Source organism: Microlunatus soli, assembly GCF_900105385.1.
Classification (GTDB): Bacteria; Actinomycetota; Actinomycetes; order Propionibacteriales; family Propionibacteriaceae; genus Microlunatus; species Microlunatus soli.
Map to the genome: position 1 here is coordinate 3641834 of NZ_LT629772.1, position 12854 is coordinate 3654687.

Here is a 12854-nt window from a genome sequence, read left to right on the forward strand (position 1 = left end):
CACCGGCTGACCGAGTGGGGAGTCTTGCCGAAGTCTTGCGTGCCGCGGCCGGGACCGGCGCCGGGTGCCGCGGGCCGGGGTCCGACGAAGGAATGACCACAGTTCCGTCCGCCGAGCCGACGGATCCGGTCAGGCTGGGGTGAGATTGCCAAGCTGAGGAGGATTCCGTGCTCGTTGCCGACTTCGACCTGACCGAGCCCCGCACCTTCCATCGTCGCGATCTGTCCGAGCACTGGCGCCGGCAGCGGGCAGAGCGACCGGTGTTCTGGCACCCGGCGCGCGGCACCGGGTCGCAGGCCGGCAAGGGCGCGTTCTGTGATACCGGATTCTGGGTCGTCACTCGCTACGACGACGTCGTCGACCTCTACCGAGCGGGCGACGCCGTCACCTCGGAGAACGGCAATGTGCTGGACACCTTGCTGTCCGGCGGCGATTCCGCCTCGCGCAAGATGCTGGCCGTCACCGACGGCGCTCGGCATCGGACGATCCGCAAGAAGCTGGTCCGCTCGTTCACGCCGCGCGCCCTCGCCGAACTGACCGAACGGATCCGGAACCGTACGGTCGCGGTGGTCGACGAGGCGCTGACCGCTGCCGACGGTGACAGCATCGACGTCGCGACCCGGATCGCCGACCGGCTCCCGATCGAGGCGATCTGCGACCTGATGGATGTACCGGCGGCCGATCGGCCGCAGCTGCTCTCCTGGAACAAGGCCGCGCTCTCCGCCGATGAGGCCGACACCGAGGCGTTCGAGTCGTTGATCGCTCGCCAGGAGATCCTCTACTACTTCGCCGAGCTCTGCGAGCGGCGGCGTCGTTCTCCCGGTCTTGATGTGGTCAGCGCGCTCGCTCAGGTCGAGGTCGACGGCGTGCCGCTGGCTGAGGACGAACTCGCGTTGAACTGCTACAGCCTGATCCTCGGTGGCGACGAGTCGAGCCGGATGTCGGCGATCACCGGGATCCGGGCGTTCGCCGACCATCCGGAGCAGTGGCAGACGCTGCGAGCCGCACCGTCGGTGGATCGTGGAATCGAAGAGATCCTGCGCTGGAGCACGCCGTCGATGCATTTCGCACGGACCGCCGTGCGGCCGATCCGGGTCGGCAGCGAGGTGATCGAACCGGGCCAGATCATCACGCTGTGGAACAGCTCCGCAGATTTCGACGAGACGGTCTTCGCCGAGCCCGACGTGTTCGATGTGACGCGTCATCCCAATCCCCATCTGGCCTTCGGCCACGGGCAGCACTTCTGTCTGGGGGCCTTCCTGGCCCGTACCGAGTTGCGCGCCCTGTTCGGCGAATTGCGGCGCCGGGTGAGCCGGATCGAGCTGGCCGGTGAACCGAAACGGGTCTATTCGAACTTCCTGTTCGGCTACAGCTCGTTGCCGGTACGGTTCAGCCGCTGATCGGCCGGATCGGCCGGCCCGCTGCACTGGTCGATCGCGATCGCCAGCCGGCGCGCCGTTCGGCTCGCGAATGCCGTGCGCAAGGACAGCTCCGGTGCCCGCTCGGCCTTGATCCTGCTGACGAGTCGGGTGAGCAGGATGGAGTGCCCGCCGATATCGAAGAAGTCGTCGTCCGGATCGACGGTCGGATGCCGGAGGAGTTCGCCGAACAGGTCGCACACATATTGTTCGGTGTCGGTGCGCTCGGTATCGCCATCGGCCGGCGGCGTGGTTCCGAGACCGGGGCGATCGGGTTCGGGCAGCGCCGATCGGTCCAGCTTGCCGTTCGGTGACCGGGGGAACGTGTCCAACACCGTGAAGGTCGACGGCACCATGTGCGCCGGCAGCCGACGTCCGGCGAATTCCCGTACGGGGTCGGCTTCCACCCGCCGATCGACGGTCAGATAGCTGTTCAGTGCCGGTCCGTCCGAACCGGCGCCGACGACGACCACTGCGCCGGTCACCGCAGGATGTTCGGCCAGCACCGCCTCGATCTCGCCGAGTTCGATCCGGAAGCCGCGGAATTTGATCTGTCCGTCCCGGCGCCCCCCGAAGTGGTAGCGGCCGTCCTCGTCCCGCCGTCCCAGGTCTCCGGACAGGTAGCGACGCGAACCGGCCGGACCGCACGGATCGGGACGGAACCGGTCAGCGGTCAAGGCGGGTCGGCCGACATAGCCGCGAGCAACTCCGGGGCCGCCGATCACGAGCTGGCCCGAACGGCCGGTACCGACATCGCGGAGCTGGTCGTCCAGAACGTCGATCCGGGTACGGTCGAACGGTCGACCGATGTCGATGGCGTTTCGCACGGCCAAGGGGGTGCTCAGCGATGCACCGACCGTGGTCTCGGTCGGCCCGTAGCCGTTGATCAGCCGGCGGCCGGGTGCCCATCGCCGGACCAGGCCGGCGGTGCAGGTGTCGCCGGTGGTGATGATGGTCCCGACGCCGCGCACCCGGGTTCGCTCCACACCCGTCGGCAGTGCGTTCAGAGCGACCGGGGGGATCGTCGCATGGCTGATGCCCCGAGCGGCGATCAGATCGGCGAGCGGTTCGCCGGGCATCAGGTCGGCCGATCCCGCCAGGTGCAGCGTCGCCCCGTGCAGCAGCGCAAGGCTGACGTCCCAGAACGCGGCATCGAAGCTCGGCGAAGCCCACTGCAGGACGGCGTCGCCCGGTCCGGTGCCGATGACGCGGCTTTGGCTGGCCACCAGTCCGACCAGCCCGCGATGTGTGACGGCCACGCCCTTCGGCGTCCCGGTCGAGCCGGAGGTGTAGATCAGGTAGAGCAGGTTGTCGACCCGCAACGGCGCCCGGCGATCAGCATCGGTGATCGGGTGGCCGGGAACAGTGCCGGCGTCCAGGTCGTGCCAGCTCAGGAACGGTAGGTCGAACCGACCGTCCCGGTCCCGGTCGCCGATGATCATCTTCGGTCGGGCGTCGTCGATCATGAACGCCAGCCGATCAGCGGGGTAGTCCGGATCCAGGCACAGGTAGCCGGCTCCGGCAGTGACGATGCCGAGTGCGGTGGTCAACCAGGACGCCGAATCCCGGCGGACCAGCACCGCGACGACGTCCTCGGGTCCGATTCCGGACATCATCAACTTCCGCGCCGCCCGGTTCACCCGATCTGCCAACGTCGCGTAGTCCAATTGCTCGGTCGGGGTGACCAGAGCGATCCGGTCCGGATGCTGAGCCACCGCATTGCCGAACAGGTCGGGGAGGGTTCCGTAGGTGATCATGATGCAGCCTCCAGCAGGTATCCGCGTCCCCACACCGTCGTGATCTCCAGGTTCAGTGCGGTGATTCGTCGTCGCAGGCGGAGGATCCGCAGATCCAGTGCGTTGCGTCGTTCACTGGTGTCGCTGCCCCACGCATACCAGGCCAGCTTCGATCGAGGCACGACCGATTGGAAGCTTTCGATGAGTGGAATCATCACCGCGGTCTCGGACTCCGACAACGGCAGCCGTTTGCCGCCGGAATGGAGCACATTGTCGGGTCCGATGGTCGGCACCCGCTCGGACCGGACGCGCTCGACGAGAGTCGCAACTCTCGCCTCGACATCGGTTCGGCTCAGCGGTGGGCGGACCCAATCCTCGAGTGGGTCGGTACAGGTCGGTGGCTCATTCGTCGCCTCGACGATCCACAGCCGCGGTGTCCTCGACCCTTCGAACTCCGGGCGTTTGTCGTTCTCGTGCGGCCACCGCAGGAATTTCACCTGGGTTTCCATGCTCGCTCCCCTCTTGGCGGATTGATCGATTCGTGGACCGAGCTGCGATCAACATCGATGCATCGGGAGAGTCGTCACCTTCGAGCAGGGTCGGGCGTGCAAACCCCGCTGTCCGACGATGGATGACCGTATGACCCCGGCTGACGCTGCGCCGTCTGACCCCATCTCGTTCTTGCTTCATCGTTGAGCGCACCGAAGATCGATAACAGTCGCGGAGTGGCGAGACTTCGTTCGCCAATTGGGTATCGACCTTTGGCCAACCTCGGATCAGCGGACAGCTGACGAAAGCGTCGACTGCCGTCCGTCGGCTGGGATCGATCGATCTCCGGCCGAACTGATCAGGTCAGGGACGGCGTGATCGCTGAACGCGGGATTGTCAGGCTGGGTCGGGATGCGGTCCGCCGAGGCGTGGTTTCACCAGCCCGAGTTCGTAGGCTCGGACCACGGCTTGCAGCCTGTCACGAGCCCCGAGCTTGGTGCATGCCGTCCCGAGATAGGCCTTCACCGATCCCGGCGAGACCGACATGGCACTCGCGATCTCCTTGTTGCTCAGGCCGCTGGCCAGATGTTGGAGGACCGAGCGTTCGCGAGGAGCGAGCGCGATGTCGTCGCTCCCGGTCCACTCCTCGTGATCTTGGACGACGCCGCCACTCGTCGCGTACGTCGCTAGCAGACGCACAACGGAGGGGGACAAAGCGAGGTTGTCATCGTCGACGGATCGTAGCGCGTCCAGGATCTCTTCCGGACGGGCATCCTTCTCCAGGAAACCGGCAGCGCCGGCTCGCAGCGTGGGCAGGACGAAGTCGAGTGTCGAGAACGTCGTCAACGCGATGACGTGGATATCGGGCAGTTCCGCCGTGATCAACCGGGTGGCTTCGATGCCGCTGAGTCGTGGCATCTTCAGATCCATCAGGATCAGGTCCGGCTTCAGTTCGTGTGCTTTCTCGTACGCTTCCCGGCCGTCATGGGCTTCGCCGACGACGGTGAACCCGTCTTCGGCAGTCAGGAAGTTGGTCAATGCCTGCAGCATCAGCGGTTGATCGTCGACCAACAGCACCGTACGCATGTCGCCGAGCATAATGCCGCGGGTGTCGACGTCCTGGCGATTCGACGAGAAACAACCAGATCGTCCGACAGGCGAAATACCCACGACACAACGGTTTCCTGTTGGTGGTGCCCTGGTCGACGTGGCAGCCAACAGTGGACAAACGGCCACTTACCTTCCCCCGGCGGATTCTCTAGCGTCAAACGCGTCGACAACGACACATCCATCGAGGGGGATCTCATGGCCGCACAATTGTCAACTCAACTACCTGCCAAGGGCAACACCGGGCGTCGGCCCGTACGTGGGGCTCATCCGATCAGGACCGGCGTCTGCTGCGTGCTCTGCGGTGTCGCGGCGAACGCGACCTTCATGGTCACCGCCGACGCGGCGAGCCGTACGGCAACGGTCGACAGCTACACCATCAGGGATCATTACAGTCTATGTCAGATCTTCCAGATCTGTTGATCGACGTCAGCTGTCGACGTCTCGGGGCGTCTCGACCGCCCGAAAGACGGGAGAAAACATCCCAGTGTCTGCTCTGATCGCCACACTGCAACAGACCAGAATTCCACGCTGGCTCAGTATCGCGCTATCCGTCGTCGCGGCCGCGAGTCTGGTCAGCGAGATCAGTTATCTCGCCGGCGAACGAGATCCAGGCTCGACGGGGCTGTTGATCATTCTGGAGGTTCTGCTGGCCTATTGCGCCATCGGGCTGGCCTGTTGGTGGCCACCGGGCGCGGTCCTTGTCAGTTGGGCGGCGCTGGTGCCGGCGTTGTTCACCGAGCGTCCGTGGATCGCATGCATCGCGGCCTGGCTGGTTGTCGTGATCGCCTTGGCCGTCTGCCGGATCGCCGTCGGGTTGGTCCACATCGGCGGCTACCTGATCTGGGCGGTGCCGATGAACATCAGATTGGTGGGCGGCACCAACGACCAGTTCTGGTGGGAGGCGATGCTGCCCATGATCGGGGCAGCTCTGCTCGGCTTGGCGTTGCGGTTCTTCGTCGTCCGGCAACGCGCCGAGCGGCGGCGCCTGAAGGAGTTGGAGGGGCGTAACGAACGGATCCGCCGCGATGAACGGCAGGCGCTGGCGCGTGAGCTTCATGACGTGGTCGCCCACCAGCTCACCTTGATCACCATGCAGGTCACCGGACGATGGCGCTCCCGACGACCCGACGAGCTGGTGCAGACCCTGGCCGTGATCGACGATGCAGCCAGGGCGGCGCTGGGTGAACTTCGGGTGCTGCTGGAGGTGTTGCGGGAGGATCGACCGAATGACGGATCCACCGGGTCCGGGTTGGAGCCGACCGGTCCACCGGGTGGGGTGTCGGTGCGCGAACTGGTGGAGCGGCTGGGCGAGCGGCTCGACGATCTCGGCTTCCGCGTTCGCCGGGCAGAGGTCGCCGCAGCGGCCGACCGACTTCCGGTGACCGTGCTGACCACCTGTGCGCGGATCTTCCAGGAATCGGTGACCAACATCATCAAGCATGCCCCGAGCGGTGCCGGTTGCGAACTCAGCATGGTGATCACCGACGACCGGGTCCGGATCACGGTGCGCAACGAGACGCGGCGCCCCGATCGTCCCGAGCGGGAGCGTGCAGGCGATCGGGAGCGTCGGGACGGTCGATCGCCGGCCGCCGGGGGTTACGGGTTGCAGGGCATGCGAGAACGGGTCGCGATGTTGCGGGGGACGTCCAGTGTCGGCGAACGTGACGGATTCTGGGAAGTGTTGGCCGAACTTCCTGTCGTTCTGGCCGCAACGGGCGGCGCCGAGTCGTCCGCGAGCGGCGCGGAAGCGCGGTGACGACAATGTCCGGCACGGCAGGGACCGCGGCGCATCAGGTGTCCCGTGCGGCCTGGGTCGGCTACCGATGGCATCGCCATCGGCTGGCGACGGACCCCTCGCACAGCACGCGGCGTGATCTCGCCGACCTACTGCGGATCGGGGTCCAGGACACTCCGTATCGCACCGCGCAGCTGTCGTTGCTGTCCCGCACCGCACGAATCGGGCGGCGTTCGGTGGAGAACGCGTTCGGCACACCGGGCGGCCTGGTCGCGACCTGGTCGCTGCGCGGTGCGCCCCATGTCCATGCAGCGTCCGAGGCCGGACTCGTCCGTTCCGCCGTAGCGCCTGCGGACGCTGCCGACGCCGCCGTCCTGCTCGGCGGCTGGGCCGCCGAACTGCCGACGCACCGACGCCCCGAGACGTACCTGGACGTCGTCGCCGAGGCGATGCTGCGGATCGTCACCGAGCCGACCAGCAAGCCTGCTCTCAGTCGCGCGCTCAGCAGGCAGCTACCCGCCGAGCTGACTGCGTGGTGCGGGCGGTGCCGCAGCAGGCATGTCCCGGATCCGTTGTTCCGGCTGGCGGGAGGCCGGGCGGGCCTGGCGTTGGATCCGGAACAGCGCGCTCCGACCGTACTGCTGCCGCCACCGGCGGGCAGCGGTACCGATGTTGCCGGCGCCCGCGGCGAGCTGGTTGCCAGTTTTCTCCGAGCGAACGGACCGACCTCCCGCCCGCTGCTCGGCGGTTGGCTCGGCGTCGACTCGCGGGGCCTGGCCGCGACGCTGGAAGACCTCGGCGTGATCCGGGTCAAGGTCGGGAATCGAAGTCTGCTGGCGCCGCCGGCGGTGGTTGGGTTGCTCGACCGGTCCCCGGAGCCGCATGGCGTGGCATTGATCCCGCCGAACGATCCGTATCTCAAGGGTGTGGACAAGCATCTGCTGCTGGAATCTGCTGACCGCCGGCGGATGCTGTTCCGTCCGCTGTCCCCGCCGGGTGCCCTGCTGATCGATGGCGAGGTCGTTGGCGTCTGGCGCCATCGACGGAGCCCGGACGGTGCCCGACTCCGGGTCGAAGTGACTCCGTTCGAGCGGGTGCCCGCCGAGCGGCGGCCGGAGATCGACCAGGCAGCCGAACCACTCTCCCGTTGGGCAGCGGGAGCTGCGGTGGACGTCGAGCTCGTGCCGGCGGATCGGCGGTGACGGTTGGGCAGACAGAAAGCCGAAGGAGGACCGGACAGGTCCGACAGCTCGTAGTTACGTGGATGCACAACGAATGTCGAAGGAGTTGACATGACACTGGCGGTTGAAGTCTCAGACCTGACCAAGTCGTTCAACGATGTCGTGGCCGTCAGCGGCCTCGACCTCGAGATCGAGGCCGGAACCGTGCACGGACTGCTGGGACCCAACGGTGCCGGCAAGACGACGACGGTCCGGACGCTGAGCACACTGCTGCACCCGGACGCCGGCGCGGTGAGGGTCTTCGGTGCCGACGTCGCCGAGTCCCCGGACGCGGTCCGGTCGATGATCGCGTTGGTCGGTCAGCACACCGCACTCGACGATCTTCTCACCGGCCGCGAGAACCTGCGGATGATCGGCAGGCTGTTCCGTCTGAGCAGCCAGGAGGCCAAGCAACGAGCCGAGCAGATGCTGGCGCGATTCGGCCTGGCGGACGCCGCCGACCGGGCGGTCAAGACCTATTCCGGCGGAATGGCGAGACGACTCGATCTGGCTGCATCGATGATGGGTCAGCCCAAGTTGATCTTCCTCGACGAGCCGACGACGGGACTGGACCCGCGGAGCCGGCTCGAGGTGTGGGACATGGTTCGCGATCTCGTCGCCGGCGGGGTCACGGTCGTGCTCACCACCCAGTATCTCGACGAGGCCGATCAGCTCGCTGATCGGCTGTCGGTGATCGATCAGGGTGCCAACATCGCGACCGGGACTCCTGCCGAGCTGAAGGAACGGATCGGTGGCCGGCGGATCGAGATCACGGTGAATCACGCCGGTGGCCTCGACCTGGCGGCGATGGTGCTGGAGCGCAAGCTGGGGACTTCGCAGACCGATCGGCAGCAGCTGACGGTCAGCGCTCCCTGGCCGGCCGAGGCGGCGTTGTCCGATCTGACCGCGGCGCTGGCCGAGGTCGGTGTTGCCGTCGGCAGCGCCACCGTACGCCAGCCGACGTTGGACGAGGTGTTCCTCGCTCTGACCGGGCATGCCGCGCAGGTAGCCGACGAGCCGGACGCGGCAACTGCCAAAGCTGCCCGTAAAGCCAAGAAGCAGTCCCGCAAGGAGCGGAAGGAGAACGCGACATGACCACGACCACGGCGATCGGCGGAGCAGAATCCGCGGTCGCGACCGATCGACGGACCGGAGGGTTCGGATGGTGGGCATCCGACGTCTGGCAGATCGCTGTGCGCAACGTCAAGCACATCGTCCGCAGTCCCGAATTGATCATGTACGCGCTGTTCCAACCGGTGATGTTCATCCTGCTGTTCAACTTCGTGTTCGGCGGCGCGATCAAGGTTCCCGGTGGCGATTACGCCCAGTTCCTGATGCCGGGCATCTTCGTACAGATGGTGTTGTTCGGCTCGGTCGCCGGGATGACGTCGGGAGTGGCGCAGGACATGCAGCGCGGTCTGATGGACCGCTTCCGGTCGATGCCGATGTATCGGTCCCCGGTGCTCGCCGGTCGGACGGTGTCCGAACTCGCGCGAAGCCTGGTCGCCATCGTCGTGATGGTGGTGGCCGGACTGTTGATCGGGTTCCGCTTCGAGACCGGCCTGCTGCCGGCGGTCGCCGGATTCGCCCTGTTGCTGTTGTTCGGCTACGCGCTGACCTGGCTGGCCGCCTTCATCGGGATGTCGGTCAAGTCACCGGAGGCCGCGCAATCGGCGGGGACGATCTGGCTGTTCCCGTTCAGCTTCATCTCCTCGGCGTTCGTTCCGTCGACCTCGATGCCCGGCTGGTTGCGCGTCTATGCCGATCACAGCCCGATGACCGTTGCGGTCGACTCCCTGCGTGCCTTGTTCACCGGCAGCGACCCCGGTACGTCGATCCTGCAGCTGCTCGGGTGGTCGATCGGATTGATCGTGGTGTTCGCGCCGCTGGCGACCTGGAAGTTCGCGCGTGCCCAACGGTGACCGGTAGCGATCCTCGGCCGACCTCGGTCGGTGCGATCCTCACCCATGGGGTCGCATCGACCGAGGTGCCTGCTGCGTACCGGTCGCGCCGGTCGATGATCATCTTTGTGGCGGGCACTGCGGCTGCGCGGCAGCGATGGTCTCTCGCAGACCGTGCTGCGCCGCGCGGGCGACCGGTAGCGACCGATCCGCGGTGTGCGCCCGGTTGAAGACCTCGACGCCGACGGTCGGTCGGTCGGGGCCGACCACCCGCAACAGCCCGGCCAGGTCGAAGCCACCGCTGCCGGGCAGCAGCCTGGCCTGGGTGCTCTCGATCACCGGATCTGCGCCGGGCACCGCCGCGCCGTCGCTCAGTTGAACTCCTCGAACCCGCACCCTTCCGGGCCCGCCCCGGAGATCGTCGATCACCGCGCCGGAGCGGAAGAAGTGCCACGCATCGATCATCAGATCCGCGCCGCTGCCCCTGCACAACCGGCCGGCGGTCGCCAGGTCCGGGACAGCGGAGTAGACCTGGAACTCGACGGCGACCGCGACCCCGCTCCGGCCGGCTCGTTCGACCAGTCCGGCGAGTCCGGCCAGGGCGGCTTCCGGCAGCGGCTGCCAGCCGACGTCGATCACATTGAGCAGCGGAATGTCCAGCCGTTCGGCCTGCTCGAGGCATCGCTCGGTGCCGAAAGCGGCGAACGGTGCGTGCGCCGGGTGCGCCGGTCGGACATTCGGGACCCAGCCGACCACCGGGTCGAGACAGCCGAGCCGCATCCGATGTCGATCCAGCAACTCGATCAGCTCGGCGGAGCGACCGTGATCAAGGAAACCGGCCGCCTCGGGCGGTGAGATCGATACCGACTCGAACCCGCTCTCGCCGGCGACGGCGATCCGGGTGCCGAGATCAACGCCGGGCAGTGTGCCGGCGTACAGGCAGCCGGTCACCGTCATCCTGCGGTCGCCGTCGGCTTCGACGAACGGCTCCGGTTCACCTCGGCAATCGCGGTGCTGATCATCCTCTGCAGCGGGTCGACAGAGCTGTGCAGGAAGAAGTGATTGCCCGGCAGCGTGTGATGCCGGAACGCAGCGCTGCTCTGCTCCGACCACTGCTGCACCGCCGGCGGTGGGGCCTCGGGATCCCGGTCACCGGAGAAGGCGGTGATCGGCATCGGCAACGGTGGGCCGGCGGTGTACCGGTAGTGGTCGACGTAGCCGAAGTCAGCGCGGATGGCTGGCATCAGCAGGTCCCGCAGCTCCGGATCGGCCAAGATCGCCTCGGGTATCCCACCCATCCCCAGCACGCGACGGGCGAAAGCTTCGTCGTCCAGCGTGGAGTCGTCGCGGCACTCGACCGGCAGCTGCGGCGCAGGACAGCCGGAGACCAACAATGCTGCGGGCAGCGGCCGGCCTCGTCGCCGGAGCTCCCGGCTCACTTCGAAGGCCATCCGTGCCCCGACACTGTGGCCGAACAGCACAGTTGTCCGATCCATGCAGTCGGCGATGGCGTCGGTCAGCTCGCCGATGTCGGTCTGCGGCGGTTCGGCGAGCCGGGACTCCCGTCCCGGCAGGCGGATCGGCAGCACCTCGACGTCAGCGAGTCTGCCGAGCGCCTCGGCCCAGCCACGGAAGGCGCCGGCGCCGGCGCCGGCGTACGGGAGGCAGAACAAGCGCGTCGTCGCGTCCGGTCGCGGCGCCGATCGGGTCACCCACGGGTTCAGAGCAGAGGTGATCATCGCGAGCCTTCCGTTGTGTTGTTCCCGATGGCCAGACGAGTCTGGCCGACTGCAGTGCGGATCCGTGCGGAGGTCCCCGACCAGCGACCGGTGGCTTCCCGCACCCGGGTCAGCACCGGGCCTAAGCGGTGCTGCAGGACGTGCAGACTGCCGGCGACCTCGGCCGGTGCCGGTCCACCGCCGTACCGGCTGGCGTCGGCGATGCGGGCGACATCGAAGTCGTCGGCGGTCAGGCCCGCCGGCAACTGCACCTCGGCCAGCAATCCGTGGCCCCGTTCCAGTGCTGCGCGGGCGGCCCGACCGACCTCCTGATGGGCCGCCCGGAATCCGCGGCCGTCCGCCAGCGCCAGCCGATTGGCCAGCTCCGTGGCGTTGGTGAAGCCGTCCTCGGCGCGCCGGCGCATCGCGCCCGGATCCGGTTCGGCGTGCTGGATCAGCAGTCGCAGCAAGGTGGCGGCGTCGGCACAGCGTCGGATCGCCTGATCGGCGAAAGCCGGGCCCTCGGTGTGTACGGCGATGGAGTTGCTGAACGCAGTCTTCTGGGCGCCGCTGGTGACCGTGGTGAACGCGCCGACGGGAGCAGCAGCCATCCCTTGGATGTGTTCGAGCAGATAGACATTCCGCTTCTGCGGCATCATCGAACTGGAGCCGACCAAACTGTCCGGTAGATGCAGCAGCGGCGGTGTGCACCCGGTCCAGTCCCGGAGGTCGGTGGCCACCCGACTGAGCCGCGTGCTGAGGACGGCCGCGTCGGCGAGCAGACGGGCGATCCCGTCCCGGGACGCGACCGCTGCCAACGAATTGGGACAGTTCCCGGTGAAGCCCAACAACGACGCGGTACGGTCCGGGTCGATCGGCAGGGTCGTGCCGCCCATCGCCCCGGCGCCCAGTGGACACCGATCGAGCTCCGGCAGCAGCCCGGCCAGCCGTTCCAGGTCGGCGTCGACGCCGTGGGCGACGCCGGCGAGGTAGTGGCCGAGGGTGATCGGAAGTGCCGGCTGCCCGTGGGTGAAGCCGGGCAGCACGGTGGTCAGCTCGGCGCCCGCCCGGCGCAGCAGGGTGAGCTGCAGTCGCAGCGTCGCGGTGATCAGGGTCCGGAAGACCTCGCGGAGTTTGAGCAGCGCCAGGGTCGCGGACAGGTCGTTGCGGGATCGTCCTGTGGGCAACCAGCCGGCTACCGTCGGGCCGAGCCGCTCGGCCAGGTAACCCTCGTACATCAGGTACCAGCCGCGCGGTGCCGGGCGATGCCGTAGTGGCGCGAAGTCCAGCTGTTGCAGCTCATCGATCTCCGCCAACAACGCGAGTGCAGCCGATTGCGGCACGATCCGTTGTTCGAAGAGCATCACCAGATGGGCGCGATCGACGTCGACGGCGAGCCGGAGGTCGCCGCCCAGGGCGGCGTCGACACCGGGTTGCTGGGCGATCCGCTGTGCTTCGGGCAGCAGCGTGCCGGCGAGGCGACCGGTCGAGGCGGACGACTCCGCAGGCGGTGTCTGGAGAGTCATC

At 67.5% G+C, this 12854-nt stretch carries 11 protein-coding genes; 5 read left to right on the forward strand and 6 right to left on the reverse strand.

The genetic code is table 11. The features are described from left to right. Window positions 1-167 precede the first annotated feature (167 nt). The gene (locus BLU38_RS16715) at window positions 168-1400 is read left to right on the forward strand and encodes a cytochrome P450 (RefSeq protein WP_091526612.1); all 1233 of its coding nucleotides are present in this window, start codon (window positions 168-170) and stop codon (window positions 1398-1400) included. Here the strand turns inward: BLU38_RS16715 and BLU38_RS16720 are convergent. From BLU38_RS16720 to BLU38_RS16730, 3 genes are all read right to left on the reverse strand, one after another. Further along, entirely contained in the window at window positions 1367-3175 is a 1809-nt protein-coding gene (locus BLU38_RS16720; RefSeq protein WP_091526614.1) for a non-ribosomal peptide synthetase, read from the reverse strand. The two genes, BLU38_RS16715 and BLU38_RS16720, sit on opposite strands and share 34 nt — an antisense overlap. Continuing rightward, a complete protein-coding gene (locus BLU38_RS16725; protein ID WP_091526615.1) occupies window positions 3172-3663 on the reverse strand; it encodes a winged helix-turn-helix domain-containing protein in 492 nt (163 codons plus the stop codon). The genes BLU38_RS16720 and BLU38_RS16725 overlap by 4 nt, the downstream gene beginning before the upstream one ends. A gap of 376 nt (window positions 3664-4039) precedes the next feature. Beyond that, the gene (locus tag BLU38_RS16730) at window positions 4040-4729 is read right to left on the reverse strand and encodes a response regulator transcription factor (RefSeq protein ID WP_231919885.1); all 690 of its coding nucleotides are present in this window, start codon (window positions 4727-4729) and stop codon (window positions 4040-4042) included. Window positions 4730-5237: 508 nt separating this feature from the next. On the opposite strand from BLU38_RS16730, the gene BLU38_RS16735 reads away from it, so the two are divergent. The 4 genes from BLU38_RS16735 (at window position 5238) to BLU38_RS16750 (ending at window position 9630) form a co-directional block, all read left to right on the forward strand. After that, window positions 5238-6509 carry a sensor histidine kinase gene (locus BLU38_RS16735; protein WP_157683518.1) on the forward strand — a complete coding sequence of 424 codons (1272 nt, stop codon included), beginning with the start codon at window positions 5238-5240 and terminating at the stop codon, window positions 6507-6509. A 5-nt stretch (window positions 6510-6514) separates the two neighbouring features. Beyond that, window positions 6515-7690, forward strand: coding sequence for a DNA glycosylase AlkZ-like family protein (locus BLU38_RS16740; RefSeq protein WP_091526620.1), 1176 nt, complete (start codon window positions 6515-6517; stop codon window positions 7688-7690). Between the two features lie 90 nt (window positions 7691-7780). After that, window positions 7781-8803 carry an ATP-binding cassette domain-containing protein gene (locus tag BLU38_RS16745; protein ID WP_091526622.1) on the forward strand — a complete coding sequence of 341 codons (1023 nt, stop codon included), beginning with the start codon at window positions 7781-7783 and terminating at the stop codon, window positions 8801-8803. Next, complete coding sequence (locus tag BLU38_RS16750; RefSeq protein ID WP_091526623.1) at window positions 8800-9630, forward strand: ABC transporter permease; 831 nt, start codon at window positions 8800-8802, stop codon at window positions 9628-9630. Before BLU38_RS16745 ends, BLU38_RS16750 begins: the two co-directional genes overlap by 4 nt. A gap of 99 nt (window positions 9631-9729) precedes the next feature. On the opposite strand, the gene BLU38_RS16755 is transcribed toward BLU38_RS16750, so the two are convergent. Genes BLU38_RS16755 through BLU38_RS16765 form a run of 3 tightly spaced genes read right to left on the reverse strand, consistent with a single transcriptional unit; the run spans window position 9730 to window position 12853 of the window. Then, on the reverse strand, window positions 9730-10560 hold the full coding sequence (locus tag BLU38_RS16755; protein ID WP_157683519.1) for a sugar phosphate isomerase/epimerase family protein: 831 nt from the start codon (window positions 10558-10560) through the stop codon (window positions 9730-9732). Between the two features lie 2 nt (window positions 10561-10562). Continuing rightward, window positions 10563-11348 (reverse strand): thioesterase II family protein, encoded by a 786-nt coding sequence (locus BLU38_RS16760; RefSeq protein ID WP_091526627.1) that lies wholly within the window; start codon window positions 11346-11348, stop codon window positions 10563-10565. Then, the gene (locus tag BLU38_RS16765) at window positions 11345-12853 is read right to left on the reverse strand and encodes a lyase family protein (RefSeq protein ID WP_091526628.1); all 1509 of its coding nucleotides are present in this window, start codon (window positions 12851-12853) and stop codon (window positions 11345-11347) included. The genes BLU38_RS16760 and BLU38_RS16765 overlap by 4 nt, the downstream gene beginning before the upstream one ends. Between the last annotated feature and the right edge of the window lies 1 nt (window position 12854).

Excerpts from the sequence above, each read along its gene's own strand:
- BLU38_RS16720 (WP_091526614.1), bottom strand. The coding sequence starts at position 3,175 with ATGATCACCTACGGAACCCTCCCCGACCTGTTCGGCAATGCGGTGGCT.
- BLU38_RS16725 (WP_091526615.1), bottom strand. The coding sequence starts at position 3,663 with ATGGAAACCCAGGTGAAATTCCTGCGGTGGCCGCACGAGAACGACAAA.
- BLU38_RS16730 (WP_231919885.1), bottom strand. The coding sequence starts at position 4,729 with ATGCGTACGGTGCTGTTGGTCGACGATCAACCGCTGATGCTGCAGGCA.
- BLU38_RS16740 (WP_091526620.1), top strand. The coding sequence starts at position 6,515 with ATGTCCGGCACGGCAGGGACCGCGGCGCATCAGGTGTCCCGTGCGGCC.
- BLU38_RS16745 (WP_091526622.1), top strand. The coding sequence starts at position 7,781 with ATGACACTGGCGGTTGAAGTCTCAGACCTGACCAAGTCGTTCAACGAT.
- BLU38_RS16750 (WP_091526623.1), top strand. The coding sequence starts at position 8,800 with ATGACCACGACCACGGCGATCGGCGGAGCAGAATCCGCGGTCGCGACC.
- BLU38_RS16760 (WP_091526627.1), bottom strand. The coding sequence starts at position 11,348 with ATGATCACCTCTGCTCTGAACCCGTGGGTGACCCGATCGGCGCCGCGA.
- BLU38_RS16765 (WP_091526628.1), bottom strand. The coding sequence starts at position 12,853 with ATGACTCTCCAGACACCGCCTGCGGAGTCGTCCGCCTCGACCGGTCGC.